Below are 20,415 nucleotides of genomic sequence, written 5' to 3'. Positions count from 1 at the left end.
CTTCTGCTTATTTTTCTGTACGAACACTCACTGTTACTTTAAAAAGATCTCCGTCTACTGCTATTTCCAAATGCCCACCATGAAGGTCAACTATGGACTGTGCAATCGCAAGGCCTAGCCCAGAGCCTTCCGTATGACGCGACGTATCTGCACGTTTAAAGCGTTCAATTAATTGTGATGCCTCTTCATATAGCTCATACTTTGCAACATTTTTAACCGTTAACTCTGCGTTTCCATCAACTAATTTTAAGTTCACATAAACACGCGTACCTTCTAATGAATACTTACGAGCATTGACGATTAAATTATCGATTACACGCCACCACTTTTGTCCATCCACATAAGCATAGATTGGCTGCTCCGAAATATTTACTCGTAAATCTAAATTTGCCGCCGCGAAATCTTCCCCATGCTCACCAGCCGCCTGCTGCAACAGTTGGGCTAAATCGATGCGTTGCTTGGAAATTTCTATATTGCCACTCGCCATTTTCGATACTTCAAACAAATCTTCTATCAATGTTTTTAAACGATTCGATTTTGCATCTAAAATCCCAATATACTTAGTGCGTTCTTCCTCGGTAATCGATGGATTTTTCAGTAAATCCGTATACGTAATAATTGACGTTAACGGTGTACGCAAATCATGACTTACATTTGTTATTAGTTCTGTTTTCATTTGTTCACTTTTAGCTTGTTCATTCATACTAGTACGAACGCCTTCACGCAGCCCGTTTAAATTTTGTGCATGTTTCGCTAAAGGAGATTTCCCCTTCACTTTTAGGTCTTTTGTTAAACGGCCGTTTGCCATATCTTCTGTATGCTTCATAATACGGTTTAGGTAGCCCATACGACGCATGAAAATATAAAGTGTTGGCATGAAGAATACTACAAATAAGAACATATAAAACAGGAAAACTCCTGCGTCTGCTGTTGCCATCACAACTGCAAGTCCAAACCCTCCGAGGAACACTACAAATAGTAATATTAGCGACTGCATCCCTACAGAGCGATTATCAAACATCGATTTGGCAGCGTCTACTAATTGTGAAATAAATGTTTGAGGCCAAATTTTTTCTAAATCTCGTTGCCCCTTTAAACTTTCTAAAATTGAAACTATCATAAAAATAACTGCCGTAATAAGAGCAAAACTAATAATTCCTGTGACGAATAGATCAAAAATCTGACTATAATGACCAACTATATAATTATTAATTTGTGTTCGAATAGACCTTCTAAACATTTCACTAGATATAATTGCGAAGTTAGCGACAATAACCGTTGCCACAATACGAATATCAATCGGTAAGCGTTCAAATTGTTCACGCAGTGGGAATTTCCGGTTGAATAGCTCCCACGTTGGTTCTAAATAAGTCATTAATAATACAAAGCTAATAATTCCTGCAAGAACAATTCCATAATATACATATTTCGTAACATTAAATGCTTTCTTGTCTGTTCCTAAATAAGAGTTATCAAACCAGGATTTTGGAACCGTCACAACACCCGAAATACTTTTCAAATCCCGGTCAAGCGTATAACTGTCTCTAATAATTCCTAGATTATCATGGTCAGAAAAATGAATCGTATAATTACCATTGAAATCTTTCCCGACATTATTAAACGTATTCTTAAAGACCCATTGCTCCTCAATATCGCCATTACGGTAAACTTCTCCCGTTTTTTCATCTGTAAATTCGTAAGCGAAGTGACTATATTGACTTAATGTATTTTTTCTTTCGCTGTTAATCTGTTTCAGTTCTTCTTGGATCGCTTTTTTCTTTATTGCGATTATTTTTGCCTTTACATAATCATCATCTTCGAAATTTTTCTTTATATCCTCGATTTTTGCATCACGCTCTTGCTCAATTGCTTCAATAACATCCGCGTCTTCGGCTACCTCTATATCACCTTTATATTGCTCTTTAATATTTTGAATTTGCTCCGCCAGGGAACCATAATGTGTACGGTAACTATGCATTTCTTCTTCCGAAACGGTTAAGGCTCCTTCAAAATCTTGTTCTGTCGGTACATTAAATAAGTTTTGTGAAAGCTCGGATACTAATCGCTCCGAATCACGCTTAAAATCTTGTGATTCATTAAATGTTTTCCCCAAATAACTACTACCACTTGTAAAAATTAAAATGACTGCGGTCGCCACCACAAACATAAGAAAAAGTTGGAGGTAAATTTTATTGTTCTTCATTCGTTATTCCTCCTAATGGAATGAACATCTACCCATCATGCAGCAAATGCTCCTTTTTATATTGATAAAAAATATAAAAACTGTTTAACTAACGGGACAAACCGCCCTGTAAAATAATTAAAAAAATACGTTCCGAGATAATAAAATCCGACTACCGCGCTCATTGCCCCCATCCAAGTAAAAACTTTACTTTTCAATTTTATAACCTAGACCCCATACAACTTTTAAATAGCGGGGATTTTTAGGATCGGCTTCAATTTTTTCACGGATTTTACGGATATGGACTGCTACAATATTTTCAGCGTTATATGCAGGCTCATTCCAAACCATTTCATAAATTTCACTAATCGAAAAAACACGTCCTGCATTTTTTAATAATAGCTCGGTAATTTTATACTCGGTCGGTGTTAGTTTGACAGGCTCCCCGTCGACTCTTACTTCCCTTGCTGCCGCATCAAGTTCAAGTCCTTCAACTAGTGGAGTTGCTTCCCCAAGTCCAAGTGTTCCGAAATTGACATAGCGTCGAAGCTGGGATTTTACACGTGCCAACAATTCAAGTGGGTGGAAAGGTTTCGTAATATAATCATCTGCCCCAACAGATAGGCCGTGAATTTTATCTGTCTGTTCAGCCTTTGCACTAAGCATAATAATTGGAATATTACGCTCTGCACGAATTTTGAACGTTGCGGTTATTCCATCCATATTCGGCATCATTACGTCCAAAATAATACAATGTACTTCATTTTGCTTCAGCAGCTCGATTGCCTCATTCCCGTCTGCTGCCTTCAACACCCTATATCCTTCATTTTTCAAATAAATTTCTATACCGTCCCGTATGTCCTGATCGTCATCAGTCACAAGAACCGTCAGCTGATCCATCCTGCTCACCTCACAACTTTTTCTTATAACTTTATAATAAATGGAACTTCTTAACATCTACCTACTCAAAATCTGAAGAATTTCTTAAGATTATCTTTAGCTTTGATCATACAGAAAAAAGCTACCTCCTATGAAGCAGCTTTTTTTGCACCTATTGTTAATACTACAATTCCACCTAATAATAATCCAACGCCAATCCAAGCTACAAATGTTAAATGCTCGCCAACTAAAAATACGCCAAGTAATGCTGCTGTTAAAGGTTCGGCCAAACTTAATGTCACTGCAGCGGACGAGCTGATTTTCTTTAATCCGCCCAAAAATAATATGTACGCCAAACTCGTTGCAGCAAGCGCCATAAATAGCATTGCCCAAAGATTCACGCCTTCTGTTACCCAACTGAAACCATCCTTCGCTGCCAATGGCAATAGAAATAATGCGCAAAGTGTAAAGGTCATCGCTACCGCGGGTAACGTTTCCTCGCGTTTCATCAGCTGCTTACTTACATTCGTATACAGGGCAAACATGAAGCCTGCTGCCAGTGCCAATGCAATTCCAACAGGGTTTATCGTTGTATCTCCCTGATTCATAAACAACAGTAAGCAGCCGACAATCGCCAACACGGTGGCAACTGCCCAGACAAGTGTTGGGCGTACTTTCCAAAAGACCCATTCAATTATACCTGCAAATACCGGTGAACTTCCTATTGTCACAACTGTCCCTACCGCCACACCTGTAAAACGGACAGATGTGAAAAACAAACTTTGGAATAAAGCAATTGCAATCGCAGCCAGAATAGTCCACTTCCATGACCATTGGCGAAACGAAATTTTTCGCATGAGGATAACTGCGATTAGTAAAACTCCCCCGCCAATTGCCGAACGAATACCAGCAACTGCGAACGAGGAAATACCTTCTGTTAAAAATGTTTGTGTTGTACCGACTGTGCCCCAAAGCATCGCAGCCAATAAAACAAATATGTACGGTAAAATATTCACTATTACACCCCGCTTTTATAACCATTATGCTATCATACGTTGAACAGCCAATCGAGATGAACTTTATCTAAATTATATTTATAATAGAGTTAACCCAAAATTAAAAGGAGGCATCATGATGTATAAAACAGTCGAACAAACTGCAAATGATATAGGCATGTCGGAGCACCAGATTCTACAGTACATTTATGCTGGTCGTATTAAAGCAGTGCATGATGGTGAAAACTTTTTAATTAACAGTGCGCAATTTGAAACGTACCATCAGCAACTTGAGCGAATTAAAGAGGAAATCGAAATTTGGAAAAACACTCCTATCCCAGAAGATGTGGATATTAAGGATGAGGACTAAAGAAAATTGCAAAATCTACTCTTAGAAAAAGGCGTGATAATATAGTCACGCCTTTTTGTGATTTAATTTATCTAATTCTAAGAAGCTCGCCTGATTTATGTTAATATTAAGTATTATTTACACAAATTAACCATGTGAAATTCCATTTACATTTAAAAAGCTCTATAGGGGGATTGTAATGAGAACGTTTTTATTAGGAACAATATGCATTGCAGGTATACTGAGCGGGTGCACTCAATTAAATACAGATCAGTCCAAAGAGATAAATGATTTAAAAAAACAAATGGAACAGATATCACTAGAAAATGAGGCTCTCATAAAACAAGCAAACAGTGATTATTCAACTATTTCAGCAATAAATATTGAAAAGTATCCTCAGACTCTTTATAAGAAAAAAAGCTTAGATATCGATGAAGATGGTGAAGAGGAAATTATTGCATTGTACGTAAATGCAGGAAAAGTGGAAAATGGTTTATTCGCTTGGGACGATGGCCAGAACTGGTTGTTAGTAGTGCAGGATGGTGAAAATTCTTATCCGCTATTTGATGATTATATTCAACTAGGCTCCCTGGATTTTAGTACCGCAACTTTTGATGGAAAGCCGGGAATTGTGATGCACATGACGCAGCACAGTAATATCATTATCCAAAAATTCACTTACGATCAAAAGGTAAAGGGATTTCAAAAAGAAACCTTTTATAAAAAAGAGAATATGAACGATTATTATAATCAACCCGCTTCCTATGCTCTTTTTAAAGACGCTTATGAACTTATGGAAATAGCCTTTGAGAAAACGGTCCCAATACAAGAAGCCAGTGAAAATACCCTTCAGGACCCTCAGGAGAGATGGTATATCATAGAGCCGGTCTTACAGGAATTTAGAAATGCTCAACATCTTTTCGAGCTAGCCTTTACCCTGAATCCTGAACTAAATGTTTCTTTAAACGGTCCCATTACCTTCCTTAACGAAATGATTATCGACTCACCAACAGCCGTTCAAGTGGATCAGTTAAAAACGATTTATAGGATGATAAAAGAGAGTGAGATACAAGAGTTAATTATAGAAGAAAACAATCAACTACACCCATCTGTTAGAGACCTGTTTCAAAAATTTGATTCTACCCTTAATGTACAGCAGAGTTCGTAACAGCAACCTAAAGACACCATTGTTTCTAAAGAGGAACAATGGTGTCTTATACTTCATGGATAATATTTAATTCATTAAGTGAGATAGCTTCTCTCTTGTTAAATTGTTACTGTAAAACCTGCCCGTTTGCCAATAATCTCCGCATAATCTTCTACCATAACGCTTGCTGTCGGATACATACCTGCTCCTGGTCCGATTACGGATAATGTGCCGATATAGTCTGTTTCCATCGTTACGGCATTAAAGACATCATCCACCGGATAAAGTGGATGTTCATTATTTACTAAGAGCGGTGCAACTTTTGCATGAATTGTACCATCTTCCAGCTTTTCAACTTCTGCCACATGACGGTAGCGTAGCCCTTGCGCTTTCGCATCGGCTACTTGCTCTGCTGATATTGTATCAATGCCAATCACATCTACATCTGCCCAGTTTGGCTGTTCTCCAAATGCTAAGCTTGATAAAATCATCAGCTTTTTAAAGGCATCTTGACCCGAAATATCATTAAATGGATTTGCTTCTGCATAGCCTAATTGCTGCGCTTCTTTTAGCGCCTGATCAAAACTCCAGCCCTCTGCACGCATTTTCGTTAAGATGTAGTTTGTCGTTCCATTTAAAATTCCCTGTACACATCTAACTTCATTTACAAGCAGAATGTTTTTCATCGTTTTTATAATAGGCACACCACCTGCTACGGTTGCCTCAAAGCCGATAAATACACCATTTAACTTTGCTAATGCTTCGAGTTCTTCGCCCCGTTTCGCAAGCATCACTTTATTCGCTGTAATGACATGGCATTTCGCCTCAACAGCACGTTTTAAGTATGTGAATGCAGGTTCTTCATTTACAATCGCTTCAAATACTACTTGCAGGTCACTCTCCGCCAGTACGTCATCCATTGACTCTGTCATTAAATGCTTTGTTCCCGGTACACGCTCACGGCTTGCATCGGTTACTAAAATCTTCGCGACCTCCAGTTCTACCCCCAGCTTTTCGCGAAGCTCCTGCCTCTTCTCATTTAAAATATGGTAAATTCCCTGACCTACTGTGCCAAATCCTAAGATCGCTGCCTTGATTGTTGCCATTGCCTTTCTCCTCCAAATTCTTAACACATATATATTGACGAATAATTCAAATAATTTATCTTAAAGAAATTCTATCCTATATAATACATGAAAACAAGGAGAATCTCTCCTAGAAGGACATTTGTTTACTGTAAACGGTCAAATTTCATTTAAATTCTATTGTTTAATAGCTAAATCGGGTAAACAAAAACACTAGCAGAAATTCTCTGGCTAGTGTTTAAAGTTATTTTATACTGCTACATTTACAGAATTATATACGCGTAAACGATGCGCATTTAAAATTTTTGTCATAACAAGTTCTTCTTTTACGGAGTAGTTTGGCACCGCATATGGGCGTTGCACTAACTGGAACTCACCATATTTTAAAAACCATTCGCGTGCTGGAGTTAAAATATGCGCACTTCCATGAACGTTATACTCCTCAGCAACTTCCTTTATGACATAGCCTGTTGTTTCCAGATTGTGAGTTTGTTCCGAGAAAGCACTATGCCCAAAAACCTTTTGCCACATGACATTTACATCCGCTAAAATTTGCTGAATTGCACAAGCATTTACATATTCCTTTACTTCGTTTAATTCATAAATAATGTAGGCTGCTACATTTTGTGCACTGTATACTTTCCCCATGTCGAACAACTCCTTTTCCTTCAATAATGCTGCAACATTATTTCAAATATTTTGGTTGGTAGTTTTATTATTCCAATTGTATTACTAGGTATTTATTTTGTCAATAAAACTTATATAATTAGTAGGAATTAATTTTCTAAAAATTGCTTAGCTTCTCGAATGGGAAAAGCTAAGCCTTTTTTAAAGGTTTATGCGTTTGTTTCTGCGCCTACTTCAGCCGCTACTTTCGCTAATGCCTGTTCTAAATCCGCGATAATATCTTCTGCTGCTTCTAATCCGATCGATAAGCGAATGAGCTCTTCCGATACGCCGGCAGTTTTTAATTCTTCAACAGACAACTGTTGGTGCGTTGTGCTCGCAGGATGGATAATCAATGAACGGGCATCCCCAACGTTGGCTACATGCGAGAATAATTCCACGTTATCAATTACTTGGCGCCCTGCTTCACGTCCACCTTTAATGCCGAACGTAATGATTGATCCGAAGCCGTTTTTCAAATATTTTTTCGCCAAATCATGTGTCTCAAAATCTTCAAAACCGTTGTAATTTACGTATTCCACAAATGGGTGGTTTCTTAAATACTCGGCAACTTTTTGTGTGTTTTCATTGTGACGGACAATACGCAAATGAAGCGTTTCTAGTCCTTGTAGGAAATTAAATGCCGCATCAGCAGATAATGTTGGACCAAAATCACGCAATAGTTGAACACGAAGCTTTGTCGCAAATGCAGCGCCTGCTGTGTCAATTCCGTAGCGTAGACCATGGTAAGAAGTATCCGGTTCTGTAAACCCTGGATGTCTTCCTTGTGTCCAGTCAAACTTTCCAGCATCAACGACAATCCCACCGATCGTCGTTCCATGACCGCCAATCCATTTTGTTGCAGAATGAATGACAACATCCGCGCCGAATTCAATCGGATTACTTCCATATGGGGAAGCAAATGTGCTGTCTATTAATAACGGAAGACCATTGTCATGAGCGATGTTTGCTACTGCTTCAATATCGAGTACTTTCAAGCTTGGATTTCCGATTATTTCAGCGAAGATCGCCTTCGTTTTATCAGTAATCGCCGCTTGGAAGTTTGCAGGATCTGATTCATCCACAAATTTTACTGTAATGCCGTAGCGAGGCAATGTAGTTGCGAATAAATTGTATGTTCCTCCGTACAGAGAACCAGCAGCAACAATTTCATCTCCTGCACCGGCTACATTTAAAATGGAGAATGCCACTGCTGCTGCGCCAGATGAAAGCCCTACTGCAGCTGTGCCCCCCTCAAGTAAAGCAACCCGTTCTTCAAATGCCCCCACTGTAGGATTCATAATACGAGAATAAATATTGCCAGTTTCCTGTAATGCAAATAGACGTTGCGCATGAGCAGTGTCATTGAATGCATAGGCAGTTGTACGATATACAGGAACTGCAATCGCCCCCGTTACAGGATCTGGCTTTTGCCCCCCGTGCAATAATAAAGTTTCTGGTCTTAAATTCGTCACTCTAATAACCTCCTAAAATTATTCGATGGTGAAATCGGTGTTTTTGAGGAGGATTTTTTAAATGAAAAAAACCCTCTTCAGTTAAGAAGAGGGTTGCGCATGAGCAAGTTTGCCTCCTCTTATCTTTCAAAATGATTGTCCATTTTGTAGGATTTAGCACCTTAGTCAGTTCATCACTTACTGGTTGCCGGGCATCTCAGGGCCTATTCCCTCCGCCGCTCTTGATAAGAGATATGTGATTTATGTTCCATCGTTGATTCTCAGTATAAAGCAGAGTAATTCTATAAGTCAACCGAAAAATTAAAATTTTCTGATTTTAAATTAATTCATAAAAATATTTTATCTTCCTACACTAAAATTATTATACTATTCTATACAATTTCTGCTTAAAACAAAATTTTTCTCAATATATTTATTCACCAAATATTAACATGTATCATTTTTTGGAAGTGCTATAATCATAATTGTTAAGGGATTCCCCTTTCAATTGGAAATAAAGAACATATTTTACTTTTAGAAGAATAGGTATATTTTGTCTTATTAATTTATTATTTAACTAAAACTTTAAACGAAGTGAGGCGTTAAGTATGGCAACAGAAGCGACAAGTAAACGAAATTTAAAACCATTATGGATAGTTTTAGCGTTTGCAGCACTCATTACCATTGTTTTACTTCCAAATAGTGGTGGAGATCTTCCCGTTGTTGGACAACGAGCATTAGCTATTTTAGCATTTGCCGTTATATTATGGGTAACCGAAGCGGTAGCCTATCCGGTTAGTTCTGCAATGATATTAGCTGCCATCGCTGTTTTATTAGGTTTGGCTCCGAGTATGGAAGATCCTTCGGTACAAATGGGCACTAAAGAAGCGTTAAAATTAGCGTTAGGTGGATTTAGTAGTTCCTCGGTTGCGTTAGTCGGGGCTGCATTATTTTTAGCAGCTGCCATGCAAATAACGAACCTTCATAAGCGTATTGCACTGTGGGTTTTATCATTAGTTGGAACAAAAACGAAAGCATTAGTAGTAGGGGCTATTTTAGTAGCAATTGTATTAGCTTTTGTTGTACCAAGCGCGACTGCTCGTGCTGGTGCAGTTGTCCCTATTCTATTAGGGGTTGTTGCGGCCTTTGGATTATCTAAAGAAAGTAGACTTGCAGCGTTGTTAGTTATTACCGCTACCCAAGCTGTTTCAATTTGGAATGTGGGGATTAAAACTGCTGCAGCGCAAAACTTAGTAGCACTTGGTTTTATTAACTCTGAATTTGGAGTCGATATTTCTTGGGGCAAGTGGTTTATGTATGCCGCGCCGTTTTCAGTCATCATGTCCTTCGTATTATTCTTTGTTATGATTAAATTAATCAAACCCGAAACGGATAATATCGCTGGCGGAAAAGAAATTATCCGTAAGCAATTGCAAGATCTTGGTCCTTTAAAACGCAAAGAAATTACTTTAATCATCACTTCTGTTCTACTATTATTCTTCTGGTCAACAGAAGGAAAATTGCATCCATTTGATACGACAACGATTACCATTTTAGCTATTGCCTTTTTATTGACACCTAAAATTGGAGTATTTAATTGGAAAGAAGCTTCTAGCCGTATTGATTGGGGTACATTGATTGTTTTTGCAGTCGGTATTTCACTTGGAACGACTCTTTTGGGTACAAAAGGTGCAGCCTGGCTGTCTAATACGATTTTCGGCTCACTTGGCTTAGAGACTATGCCTATTATAGCTACCATAGCATTAGTTACTGTTTTCAATATTGTCATTCATTTAGGTTTTGCATCTGCGACAAGCTTGGCTTCTGCCTTGATTCCCGTATTTATCGCATTAGCCATTAGTTTACCGATGCCTTTAGAAAATCAAATTGGTTTTGTACTAATCCAGCAGTTTGTTATTTGCTTCGGATTCCTATTACCAGTAAGCGCACCGCAAAACATGCTTGCTTACGGTACAGGCGCATTTACAACAAAGGATTTTTTGAAGTCAGGTATTCCGCTAACAATCGTTGGTTATATTTTAATACTTCTTCTAAGCGCAACGTACTGGAAATGGATTGGGCTATTATAATCGACTTCAAGTAAAAAATTGACTAGAATAAGCTTAAAGGATCATTCCTTTAAGCTTTTTCTATTACATACAAAGGGAGATGTTCATGTGGAAACGAGAGAATTGTTACGTAGTCACTCATCTGTTCGGAAATATACAGGTGAAGTAATTTCAAAGGATACAGTTATTGATTTAATTGAAACTGCTCAAATGGCAGCAAGCTCGCACTTTGTCCAAGCATATAGTGTTATATGGGTAACGGATGATGAAAAGAAAGCAAAACTAGGTGAGCTATCTAAAAATGAATTCCAATTCCAAACAGCAGGTGCCTCATTTTTATTTTGTGTAGACTTCAAGCGATTACAAGCAGCTGGTCAAAAGCATGATGTTAACATTGTCACAGACTCAGCAGAAAACGTGCTTGTAGGGGTTGCAGACGTTTCACTATTTGCTCAAAACTTCGTTGTGGCAGCAGAAGCAATGGGCTATGGTATTTGTTATATTGGCGGTGCACGTACAAATCCAAAGGAAATCAGCGACCTGTTCAACTTGCCTGAAAATGTTTTCCCTCTATTTGCTATGACAATCGGGACACCTACAAAACGAAACGAAACAAAACCGCGTTTACCAGTAGATGCCGTGTTGCATGAAAACAGTTATAACGTCGAAAAGTATGATTCTCTTTTAGATGAATACGATGCAACGATGGAAAGCTACTACGCAAGCCGTTCTTCTAACCAAAAAATGGCTACATGGACGAAGCAAATGGCAGACTTTTTAATAGAACAAAAGCGCCCACATATGAAAGATTTCCTAGCTTCTAAAGGATTTAACTGGAAATAAAGGAATATCTAAAGAGGCTGGGATAAAATGAAAAACATCTATTTTTTCTGCTTCTGCCAGAATTGATTTCCGTTACGGGGACGCTTTCCGGGGGCACGGCCTGAGCCTGTAGTCTCAGGCGTCGGTGCTCCTGCGGTTACTCGTCGCAAAATAAATTTTGCTGTTCCCCCAGGAGTCGCCCCTTCACTCCAATCAATTCATATAATATCAATTCCTTAATAAGAATATTTCCCTTATACAAAGAAATTTCTACTTTTGTCCCAGCCCCTTTCTATTTTTCCCCAACGTTATCACTGGATCCTATTATACTAGAGGAATTTTTGATGTTAGTTCTTTCTATATAAGAATAATGGTAATTAATTTTATTGCTGTAGTTAATTCGATCTTTAATACCTAAGATTTTTTTATTATGTTTTGTTAAAATATTGTTACAGCAGTAGTAAAAGGGAGGAATTAAAATGACCCCTAGTTTTGTAGCAAAATCCTTGGAACGTCAACATTTAAAAACAGTGCGCAAACATTTGTTGCAAATAATCGATATTAACACTGCACTAAGAGATGTCCACAATCATATTGCATCACATATTAATAAAGAAGAATATGAAGCAATCACTGCTTATGTCAATCAATATATTTCCTATACACATATTTGGCAGATTAAGTTTGTTTGCAATTTGGAAGATCCGGAAGTGGCGCTATTGCAAATTTTCCACTTACATTACATTCTCGAACGCGAACAAGCAGAGAAATTTGCGGAAGAGCGTGCAATTTTAAAAGAACAACACGATAAATTCCTTTCAATTACACTTTATTCAGATAATCATATTGAAGAACGTTATAAAAAAATGGTGCAGTTTATTCAGGAGTATTAAAAACAGTAGGTTTTCAAAAAACAAGTTCCACTAAAAAATAAAGGAGCGATGCCGAGATTACGGCATGCTCCTTTATTGTTATTATAATCCTACAATCTGCAGTGCTTTTACAGGTTGGAAATCTTCCCCTGTTTTTGAATATGTCAGCACTACTTTATCGCCTTCCTGCAAGTAAATTGCAAAAGGTGCTGTTTCTGAACTTACAATGAAGTTTTCCCCAGTTGTCGTTAAGAACGTCACAATTGTGAAATCCCCTACACGTTCTTTATAAACACGGACAACTTCTGATGCCAACTGTGCTTCCTCGGCATTCGAAGAGCCATCCACCGTACTTCCGCCCCTGCTGAGTGCTGTTTTATATAGTCTTAGCGCTTCATTAGGTGTCGTACCGAAAGCTGAAATTTCCGGATTAGCCGCGGAAACGATGAAATAGTTTTGTAAAAAGCCATTTGCATCTAAAACAGCCGATAGCCAGCTTGCTTCCCCGTAAAAGTTATAAAGAATCGGCATTTCACCGTTCCATTCTTTTTCGATGAACTTTTTCTCAATTATATCGAGAGCCCCTCGTGAATCCATGTAGGACTCTTCCAAGTTTCCTGTATAATAAGTTGCTTCACCTGAGCGTGCATGTGTTAATGCATAGCCAAGCATTGAATCAACACCCTCTTTAGGGCTAGTGAAATCAGTGAAATAATACATTTCTCCATCTTCCATAAAGATTGGGCTTACATTTGCTTCAGTACCTTCATCACTCGGTAATTTTACATCCTTTTTACCGACGAGACTATTCCAAAAACCGTGCACATAGTTTCCGTAGTAACTATTCTGCAAGCTTACTGTCTCTGGAGATACTGCGCCATCGATAAATTCCGGAACGTCTGCTGTTGCAATCCTTTCAGATTGACCTGTTTTTGCATCGACAAGTACAATACCTTTTACGTCAAAGCCGTTACGCGCAGAAATAAATTCCCCGAATGATCGAATGTAATAAGGATGACCATCTTCGTCGATTTCCAATTGTGGATCACCGTAAAAAATCAACGTTGGATAATTTAATCGAATGTGGCGTTCCAGATTTTTATTGAAGTATGCCGATGGAACATAGCTCATTTCCGATTTAATAAATTTCGGATTATCACTAGAATCTGTCGCACTCATTGTGAAATAACCTGGTGTCGTTTTTCCATTGAACCATTTAAATACACCGGAAAATTCTACAGGTGCGATATACACATACTTATCATTTACTTTTTGAATTTGTAAGCTTCCTAATTCATAATAGCTTGTGTTTGGTACTTGACCAAATGCTTTTTTCATTTTGTTTCTAACGAATTGCGGTGGTACACTTGCCGGTGTTTTCGTCTCATCGAACGGCGAAATTTCGGTTTGCTCTTTCATTTGAGCCGATTCAAATTTCTCATCAGCGTTAAAAAACGGCGCACTTACTAAATAACCTATTCCGATTATTCCAACGAGCACGATGGCTGATTTTATTTTTTGTTCAACACCAACTGCAAATATTGCGCCTGCAATCGCCACTACGGGTAATACATATAAAAATATTGTCCAGCTCAGATCAATTTTAGATATATAAACCGTTAAAAACACTGAAATAAAACTTAAAACAAATGTTGTGATCGCTAGTATGGAAAATGTTTTTGTTGATAGTTCATCATTTTTAACTTTTTTTGTTAGCGGTACTAAAAGTAATGTTATTAAAAGTGAACCAATTGCCGTTATTAGCAATAACTGTCCCATATTACTCACCTCTCTCTGTACTCTTTACGAATAAGCTAAAAAAAAGATTCATAAACATTAGGAAAAATCCATTACACGAATAAAAAAGCTAAATATTATATTTTTGTTTGGTAAAATATTCAATAAATAGTTTTATATACTATAATACGAGTGTAGTGCTTAATTATGATCATTACAGATATTTCTACTTGTTCTGCCCTTTTTAATATTATTTCAGGAGGTAAATGGATGGCACGTAAAATACTAATTATTTTGTTCTTTGGTCTTGGTCTATATTATGTTTTTCTTTTTCAGACGATTGATAGTTCGTTGAAGATGGTATTTAAATTGTTGCCAATGATTTTATTAATTGCGCTCGCCTATTTAACAAAAGTTCCTGTTAAATCACGTTATTATTGGCTTATACTAATTGGTTTAATCTTCTGCGCGATTGGTGATTATACATTGCAATGGTTCATCATCGGGCTGAGCTTTTTCCTAACGGGGCATATTTTTTATATTTTTGCCTTCCGTTCTACGAATAAGGCAACAACACCGCTTTATGTGAAGATTGTTTTAGGTTTATATGGAGCTGCCATGATGGTTTGGATTGCGGGGAGTCTTTTCCAAAAAGGTGACACGGTTTTGGCAATTGCGGTAACGGCATATATTTTAGTCATTTTGACAATGGGGTGGACTTCTTTTCGTACGGGGAGTATCTTTGCAATTATCGGGGCAGTTTTATTTATTGCGTCCGATTCCATTTTAGCAATCAACCGTTTTATGTTTGAAGTTACCTATGCACATGAGCTTATCATGTTCACTTATTATGCTGCACAGTTTTTCTTAATGCTCAGCATTGCTCAATACTTCAAAATTAGTTCAAAAACCGAAATAAAGAGTGTACAATAAAAGCAATATGTATATAGGGGGTCTTTTTCATATGAAAGAAAAAGTAATTGAACGTTTAGTACGCTATGTAAAAATCGATACACAATCAGATTTCAACTCAGACACAACACCTTCTACAATGAAGCAGTTTGATTTATTAAATGTATTAAAGGACGAATTAGCGGAGATTGGCTTAACAGAGATTACATTAGATGAAAACGGCTACCTTTTCGCAACATTGGAATCAAACACAGATAAAGAAGTTCCGACACTTGGCTTTTTAGCACATGTTGATACAACATCTGACTATACAGGGACAAATGTACAGCCACAGCGTATCGACAACTATGACGGTGAAGCAATTACATTGAAAAATGGCTTGGTGATGGCACCAGACTACTTCCCGAATTTAAAAAACTATGTAGGTCAAACATTAATTACGACAGATGGAAATACATTACTAGGTGCAGATGATAAAGCCGGCATCGCGGAAATTATGACGGCGATGGAATACTTAGTTAAAAACCCAGAAATTAAGCACGGTAAAATTCGTGTTGCCTTTACACCTGACGAAGAAATCGGGCGTGGACCACATAAGTTCGATGTGGAAAAATTCGGCGCTGATTATGCCTATACAATGGACGGCGGACCATTAGGGGAATTACAATATGAAAGCTTTAATGCTGCTGGTGTAAAAGTAACGACGCGTGGCACGAATATCCACCCAGGATCAGCAAAAAATAAAATGGTCAACTCCATTACAATGGCCATTGAGTTCCAAAACGAAATGCCTAAAGATGCTGTTCCTGAAAAAACAGACGGCTACGAAGGCTTTATTCATTTAATGCACTTTAATGGTGGCATTGAAGAATCATCGATGTCATATATTATCCGTGACCATGACCGCGCAAAATTCGAAGAGAAAAAAGCGTATATGGCAAAGATAGGGCAAGAAATGCAAGCAAAGTATGGCAAAGAGGCAATCACTGTAGCAATTGAAGACCAATATTACAATATGGGTGAAAAAATTGAGCCTGTTATGGAAATTGTCGATATTGTAAAGGATGCCTTTGCTAAATTTGATATTACTCCAATTGTAGAACCAATTCGTGGTGGTACAGACGGTTCCCAGCTATCATACATGGGCTTGCCAACGCCAAACATTTTTGCAGGTGGAGAAAATATGCACGGAAAATATGAATTCGTATCAGCGGAAACGATGGAAAAGGCTACAGAAGTCATTATTGAAATCGTTCAGCTGTTTGAACAACGCAACTAAAATTAATGGAGCGATTGAACTCGCTCCATTTTTTTACATACTAAATAGACGGAAAATTATAACTATTCAGGTGGTGTGAAATGAAGGAGATATTCATTGGCATTTTAGCTTCATTATTTTTTGCTGTTACGTTTATTTTAAACCGTTCCATGGAACTGGAGGGAGGCAGCTGGCTTTGGAGTTCTTCCCTTCGTTACTTCTTCATGGTTCCCTTTTTAATAGCAATCGTCGCTATTCGGGGGAAAAATGGATTTCGAATTTTATCAAATGAAATGAAGGAAAGTCCCGTTGAATGGGTTGGATGGAGCTTTATAGGCTTTGTACTATTTTATGCCCCTCTTACATTTGCTGCTGCGTATGGACCCGGGTGGCTCGTATCGGGTACATGGCAATTTACCATTGTAGCTGGTCTACTTCTTGCACCACTTTTCCTTTCCACCATTGACGGAAAGAAAGTTCGGGCAAAAATACCACTGATATCGTTAAGTATTTCGGGTATTATTTTGATCGGTATTTTTATGATACAAATCCCACAAGCACAAACTGTTTCAACAAAAAGCCTACTTCTAGGAACAATCCCTGTCATTATAGCTGCCTTTGCTTATCCACTCGGCAATCGAAAAATGATGGCACTTTGCGGCGGAAGAGTTGATCCATTCCAACGTGTGCTCGGTATGACAATTGCCTCTTTACCAATTTGGGTACTACTCGCAGTTTATGCTTTCTTTACAGTTGGTTTACCATCTGCCAGTCAACTATACCAATCACTTCTTGTGGCGGTATCATCCGGTGTAATTGCTACTGTATTATTTTTTATCGCTACTGACCGCGTACGACATGATCAAGGGAAACTTGCCGCTGTAGAAGCAACCCAATCCATCCAAGTTCTCTTTGTGGTGATGGGTGAAATGATGTTACTTAATGCCCCGTTACCAAAGCCACTCGCTTTAGCAGGTTTAGCTGTCATCATCATTGGATTGCTCATTCATAGTTATCATACAGTACTAGTAAATAGAAAAAGATTACAGCTAAAAAACGAAAATGGGTAGCGACAGTTTTTGTCACTACCCACTTTTTTATAATCCCCATTGCCATACGCCTGTCTGATCTTTATACATTTTAAATACATATTCCCCTACCCCTTCACGACCATATTGGTAGCGAATTTCTACTTCTGTGTCGGATAGATACGTAACACTGCGGTAAGACGCCTCTAAAAACAGCTCCCCTAAGCGATTGGCATGCGGAAATGCACTATCTTGGGCGGACAATCTTTCACTCATTGTTCCTTCTCCAAATATCTGGTCATATAAATATAAATCGAAATATTGGTCCGGTGTATAGTCATTTGACAACTCGAAATAAATGGAATCCGTCTTACTTTGCTGAGCCAACCCTACTACTTCCCCATAAATTTTATGCACAGCCGTAATCGTTCCTGCCTGCAAAGTATTTTCAGCTGGGAAATGATTTACTAAAAAATATTCCCGTGCATTTAATAATTGGTCATAGCCGCCTGCAATCGTATTGCCGTTTTCCTCATACAATGTCATTAATTCCGATTGGACAGGCTTGCCATTCACTGTTAGCTTGCCGTTCTGCAAAACGACCCGGTCTCCCGGCACAGCGATTACTTCATAGTAGGCATTTTCATAAATAGGCAAATGACTGCTCGTATTTGTCATCGTTCGAACAATATCGCCTGCTTTATATACAACTTCATCAAATAAATTAGATTGTCTTTCAATAACCGTATGATAAAGTTCCTCTTTCCCTGCAATTGAAAAGGAATCCTTATCGATATATTGTAAATCTGTTAATTCTTCAAGCACTGGTAGCTGTGCAAAAGCATCATAATTAATTGTAGAAAGTTGCTTTGATTTTTGAAGGGTAGCGATTTGCGCCAAATCATCAAGCGGATCATAAGGGACACCCCGCCCTTCATTTGCTGAATTTTGGGTAAAAGGAGCTGCTGTCATAAATAGGAATACCGCAACCGCTGCAACCGCGGCTGTCACTACTTGTACATGCCATGAACGCTTTGTTTTTGGTGTCGTTAAATCATTTTTCACACGCTGTTTTATTCTGCTTTCCTGCAAGTTTGTATCACCCATCATGTCTTCCAGCTGCTTTTTAAATGGATCCATGCATCATCCCTCCATTTCCTCTTCGTTAAAAAACTCTTTTAATTGCTGCTTTGCTCGGCGCAGACGCGTTTTCACCGTATTTTCATTAAGCTCTAAAAATAATGCAATTTCCGCAATCGACTGCTCGTTATAATAATATAAAATGAGTGGCTCACGATATTTCAGTGGTAGCTGGAATAACTTTTTTTCGAGAGAAGCAAGCTGCTGTTTTTGTATGATTTCTTCATCTGCACCCTTTGTCTGTGCAAAAACTGTATCGAAGAAAATATCCTTTTTATGTTTCCACGAGCGCAAATAGTCTTTTGCCCGGTTGGCAGTCATTTTAGTTAAATACGTTTTCAACGACGATTCGTTGCGAAATTGATCGCTCTTTTGATAGTATGTCACAAATACTTCTTGTACGATATCCTCTGCGGTAGCCCAATTTTTTACGTACAAATACGCAATGCGCACTAAATAACGCGTATGCGCATCTAATATGTCATCAAAATCTTTCATATTAGCTATTAACACCTTCTATCTATCTATTTTCAGAACACCCCCTTTACATAGGAAGTGAACTGTTCATATGTCTTCTTTTCTGTTACCCCAAAACGATTTACTTCATAATTTGATTGCTCAATATTTGCATATCCTTCATTTGTCGTAAAGCCGATTAATAGCCCGACTTCCTTCATCGCTTTAACCATCTCTTCATTATAATGACCGAACGGATACGCTAACGATGTCGCATTTTTAAGCGTCGCAACATTTCGCTTTAAGTCCGCTGCAATTTCAGAAGCCGACAGTTCAAGTGCTACACCAATCCCTGTTTCACTATTGAGGCGATGCAAACCATCTGTATGAGCCTCATAATAAAATACATCTGCTAATTGTTCCATCTCATATTCCGTAAAAAACTGAAGTGGTCCTTCACTATTAAAAACCTGCTCGCCTTCATAACGATTCGTTCGAGAGGAGATAATATGCTGTACTGCTGTAAACCCATGTTTCTTTAAAATTGGGTAGGCATATTCCTTCGTCGATAGCAGACCATCATCAAAAGTAATAAGTACCGAATTGGTTGAAAGAATTTGGCGACCTTCCAAATAATCGTAAAGCTGTGCTGTTGTAATTGTTTCAAATTGCTCCTCGGCCAAAAAGACCATTTGTTGCTCAAATGATTCAACCGAAACAGTACTCGCCTCTGTCACCATCTCTTCTTTCGGTAAAATATGATGATACACTAAGACCGGAATACCTTCATCTATTTCAACTGATTGACTATGTATATAACCCGCACGCTCGCCAATTTTCACAATAAACCAATCCCCTATTTCTCCCACTATCGGAAAGCGAAATCCTTGTGCAAGCTGAAGCATAACCGCGCTATCAAAGCTTGTTTCTTCATAGACAGCCACTCTTTCGTCTGCCTTGATTGAACCTGTCACCTCTTTATTGACTAATGATTGAATTTCCCGTTTTTCAACGGTTGCACTTCCCTTTTTTATAAATGCTGTTATTTTACCGAACCGCAATTCATAAAAAAGCTCATCTTCACTTGCAATGGCAAAAGATGCACCTGGCTGCACAGTTCCAATTTCAACAAGAGCCTTCCCTTTCATATAAATTGGCTGTGCTTCTTCTATAAGAAGAACTTTTTCAAACAAATGTGTCGCTTGTTCAATTTGGAAGTCATTCTCCACTTGAACAACCTCATTTTCGTTAGCGACAGCCCTTTCGATATTTTGACCAAAACTTTTATATTGAATTGCTATCAATAATACACAAGCAGCGAATACCCCTACAGTAATAACCTTTTTCATAATTTCCTCCGTTAG

Annotated in this window: 18 protein-coding genes and 1 riboswitch; of the genes, 8 read left to right on the top strand and 10 right to left on the bottom strand. The window is 38.1% G+C overall.

Annotated features, from left to right (window positions below):
- Positions 1-7: 7 nt before the first annotated feature.
- The 3 genes from NYE67_RS01730 to NYE67_RS01720 form a co-directional block, all read right to left on the bottom strand.
- On the bottom strand, positions 8-2,203 hold the full coding sequence (locus tag NYE67_RS01730; protein ID WP_340728982.1) for a sensor histidine kinase: 2,196 nt from the start codon (positions 2,201-2,203) through the stop codon (positions 8-10).
- A gap of 186 nt (positions 2,204-2,389) precedes the next feature.
- The gene (locus tag NYE67_RS01725; protein ID WP_340728981.1) at positions 2,390-3,082 is read right to left on the bottom strand and encodes a response regulator transcription factor; all 693 of its coding nucleotides are present in this window, start codon (positions 3,080-3,082) and stop codon (positions 2,390-2,392) included.
- 128 nt (positions 3,083-3,210) lie between these two features.
- The gene (locus NYE67_RS01720; RefSeq protein WP_340728980.1) at positions 3,211-4,077 is read right to left on the bottom strand and encodes an EamA family transporter; all 867 of its coding nucleotides are present in this window, start codon (positions 4,075-4,077) and stop codon (positions 3,211-3,213) included.
- A gap of 118 nt (positions 4,078-4,195) precedes the next feature.
- Here NYE67_RS01720 and NYE67_RS01715 point away from each other — a divergent pair, with 118 nt between their 5' ends.
- Positions 4,196-4,426, top strand: a complete 231-nt coding sequence (locus NYE67_RS01715) for a DNA-binding protein (RefSeq protein ID WP_340728979.1) — start codon at positions 4,196-4,198, stop codon at positions 4,424-4,426.
- A 178-nt stretch (positions 4,427-4,604) separates the two neighbouring features.
- Positions 4,605-5,573: a hypothetical protein gene (locus NYE67_RS01710; RefSeq protein ID WP_340728978.1), complete on the top strand. Its 969-nt coding sequence runs from the start codon at positions 4,605-4,607 to the stop codon at positions 5,571-5,573.
- 98 nt (positions 5,574-5,671) lie between these two features.
- Here NYE67_RS01710 and NYE67_RS01705 read toward each other — a convergent pair whose 3' ends face one another.
- The 3 genes from NYE67_RS01705 to NYE67_RS01695 all read right to left on the bottom strand — a co-directional run bounded on the left by NYE67_RS01705 (position 5,672) and on the right by NYE67_RS01695 (position 8,778).
- A complete protein-coding gene (locus NYE67_RS01705; RefSeq protein WP_340728977.1) occupies positions 5,672-6,658 on the bottom strand; it encodes a homoserine dehydrogenase in 987 nt (328 codons plus the stop codon).
- A 228-nt stretch (positions 6,659-6,886) separates the two neighbouring features.
- Positions 6,887-7,285: a hypothetical protein gene (locus NYE67_RS01700; protein ID WP_191701248.1), complete on the bottom strand. Its 399-nt coding sequence runs from the start codon at positions 7,283-7,285 to the stop codon at positions 6,887-6,889.
- 188 nt (positions 7,286-7,473) lie between these two features.
- On the bottom strand, positions 7,474-8,778 hold the full coding sequence (locus NYE67_RS01695) for an O-acetylhomoserine aminocarboxypropyltransferase/cysteine synthase family protein (protein WP_340728976.1): 1,305 nt from the start codon (positions 8,776-8,778) through the stop codon (positions 7,474-7,476).
- A 116-nt stretch (positions 8,779-8,894) separates the two neighbouring features.
- Positions 8,895-9,009, bottom strand: a riboswitch (SAM riboswitch).
- A gap of 356 nt (positions 9,010-9,365) precedes the next feature.
- Between NYE67_RS01695 and NYE67_RS01690 the strand changes: the two genes are divergently transcribed.
- The 3 genes from NYE67_RS01690 (at position 9,366) to NYE67_RS01680 (ending at position 12,541) form a co-directional block, all read left to right on the top strand.
- A complete protein-coding gene (locus tag NYE67_RS01690) occupies positions 9,366-10,847 on the top strand; it encodes a DASS family sodium-coupled anion symporter (protein ID WP_340726772.1) in 1,482 nt (493 codons plus the stop codon).
- 87 nt (positions 10,848-10,934) lie between these two features.
- Complete coding sequence (gene nfsA, locus NYE67_RS01685; protein WP_340728975.1) at positions 10,935-11,669, top strand: oxygen-insensitive NADPH nitroreductase; 735 nt, start codon at positions 10,935-10,937, stop codon at positions 11,667-11,669.
- Between the two features lie 458 nt (positions 11,670-12,127).
- On the top strand, positions 12,128-12,541 hold the full coding sequence (locus tag NYE67_RS01680) for a hypothetical protein (RefSeq protein ID WP_340728974.1): 414 nt from the start codon (positions 12,128-12,130) through the stop codon (positions 12,539-12,541).
- Between the two features lie 81 nt (positions 12,542-12,622).
- Here NYE67_RS01680 and NYE67_RS01675 read toward each other — a convergent pair whose 3' ends face one another.
- Positions 12,623-14,299, bottom strand: a complete 1,677-nt coding sequence (locus NYE67_RS01675) for a hypothetical protein (RefSeq protein WP_340728973.1) — start codon at positions 14,297-14,299, stop codon at positions 12,623-12,625.
- A gap of 228 nt (positions 14,300-14,527) precedes the next feature.
- Between NYE67_RS01675 and NYE67_RS01670 the strand changes: the two genes are divergently transcribed.
- The 3 genes from NYE67_RS01670 (at position 14,528) to NYE67_RS01660 (ending at position 17,497) form a co-directional block, all read left to right on the top strand.
- Positions 14,528-15,190, top strand: coding sequence for a lysoplasmalogenase (locus tag NYE67_RS01670; RefSeq protein WP_340728972.1), 663 nt, complete (start codon positions 14,528-14,530; stop codon positions 15,188-15,190).
- 31 nt (positions 15,191-15,221) lie between these two features.
- Positions 15,222-16,448, top strand: coding sequence for a peptidase T (pepT, locus tag NYE67_RS01665; protein WP_340728971.1), 1,227 nt, complete (start codon positions 15,222-15,224; stop codon positions 16,446-16,448).
- An 80-nt stretch (positions 16,449-16,528) separates the two neighbouring features.
- Complete coding sequence (locus NYE67_RS01660) at positions 16,529-17,497, top strand: DMT family transporter (RefSeq protein WP_340728970.1); 969 nt, start codon at positions 16,529-16,531, stop codon at positions 17,495-17,497.
- Positions 17,498-17,524: 27 nt separating this feature from the next.
- On the opposite strand, the gene NYE67_RS01655 is transcribed toward NYE67_RS01660, so the two are convergent.
- The 3 genes from NYE67_RS01655 to NYE67_RS01645 are packed head-to-tail and all read right to left on the bottom strand — an operon-like array spanning position 17,525 to position 20,400.
- Entirely contained in the window at positions 17,525-18,595 is a 1,071-nt protein-coding gene (locus tag NYE67_RS01655) for a S26 family signal peptidase (RefSeq protein WP_340728969.1), read from the bottom strand.
- 3 nt (positions 18,596-18,598) lie between these two features.
- Entirely contained in the window at positions 18,599-19,093 is a 495-nt protein-coding gene (locus NYE67_RS01650) for a sigma-70 family RNA polymerase sigma factor (protein ID WP_340728968.1), read from the bottom strand.
- A 32-nt stretch (positions 19,094-19,125) separates the two neighbouring features.
- The gene (locus tag NYE67_RS01645; RefSeq protein ID WP_340728967.1) at positions 19,126-20,400 is read right to left on the bottom strand and encodes a polysaccharide deacetylase family protein; all 1,275 of its coding nucleotides are present in this window, start codon (positions 20,398-20,400) and stop codon (positions 19,126-19,128) included.
- Positions 20,401-20,415: the final 15 nt, after the last annotated feature.

Source organism: Solibacillus sp. FSL W8-0474 (assembly GCF_038004065.1).
Classification (GTDB): Bacteria; Bacillota; Bacilli; order Bacillales_A; family Planococcaceae; genus Solibacillus; species Solibacillus faecavium.
This window is presented reverse-complemented; position numbering and strand designations above follow the sequence as displayed.

What these genes read in the sequence shown, in the direction of transcription:
- NYE67_RS01655 (WP_340728969.1), bottom strand. Translation starts at nt 18,595, where the DNA reads ATGGATCCATTTAAAAAGCAGCTGGAAGACATGATGGGTGATACAAAC.
- NYE67_RS01680 (WP_340728974.1), top strand. Translation starts at nt 12,128, where the DNA reads ATGACCCCTAGTTTTGTAGCAAAATCCTTGGAACGTCAACATTTAAAA.
- pepT (WP_340728971.1), top strand. Translation starts at nt 15,222, where the DNA reads ATGAAAGAAAAAGTAATTGAACGTTTAGTACGCTATGTAAAAATCGAT.
- NYE67_RS01715 (WP_340728979.1), top strand. Translation starts at nt 4,196, where the DNA reads ATGTATAAAACAGTCGAACAAACTGCAAATGATATAGGCATGTCGGAG.
- NYE67_RS01650 (WP_340728968.1), bottom strand. Translation starts at nt 19,093, where the DNA reads ATGAAAGATTTTGATGACATATTAGATGCGCATACGCGTTATTTAGTG.
- NYE67_RS01730 (WP_340728982.1), bottom strand. Translation starts at nt 2,203, where the DNA reads ATGAAGAACAATAAAATTTACCTCCAACTTTTTCTTATGTTTGTGGTG.
- NYE67_RS01725 (WP_340728981.1), bottom strand. Translation starts at nt 3,082, where the DNA reads ATGGATCAGCTGACGGTTCTTGTGACTGATGACGATCAGGACATACGG.
- NYE67_RS01645 (WP_340728967.1), bottom strand. Translation starts at nt 20,400, where the DNA reads ATGAAAAAGGTTATTACTGTAGGGGTATTCGCTGCTTGTGTATTATTG.
- NYE67_RS01690 (WP_340726772.1), top strand. Translation starts at nt 9,366, where the DNA reads ATGGCAACAGAAGCGACAAGTAAACGAAATTTAAAACCATTATGGATA.
- NYE67_RS01700 (WP_191701248.1), bottom strand. Translation starts at nt 7,285, where the DNA reads ATGGGGAAAGTATACAGTGCACAAAATGTAGCAGCCTACATTATTTAT.
- NYE67_RS01660 (WP_340728970.1), top strand. Translation starts at nt 16,529, where the DNA reads ATGAAGGAGATATTCATTGGCATTTTAGCTTCATTATTTTTTGCTGTT.
- NYE67_RS01710 (WP_340728978.1), top strand. Translation starts at nt 4,605, where the DNA reads ATGAGAACGTTTTTATTAGGAACAATATGCATTGCAGGTATACTGAGC.
- NYE67_RS01670 (WP_340728972.1), top strand. Translation starts at nt 14,528, where the DNA reads ATGGCACGTAAAATACTAATTATTTTGTTCTTTGGTCTTGGTCTATAT.
- NYE67_RS01705 (WP_340728977.1), bottom strand. Translation starts at nt 6,658, where the DNA reads ATGGCAACAATCAAGGCAGCGATCTTAGGATTTGGCACAGTAGGTCAG.
- NYE67_RS01675 (WP_340728973.1), bottom strand. Translation starts at nt 14,299, where the DNA reads ATGGGACAGTTATTGCTAATAACGGCAATTGGTTCACTTTTAATAACA.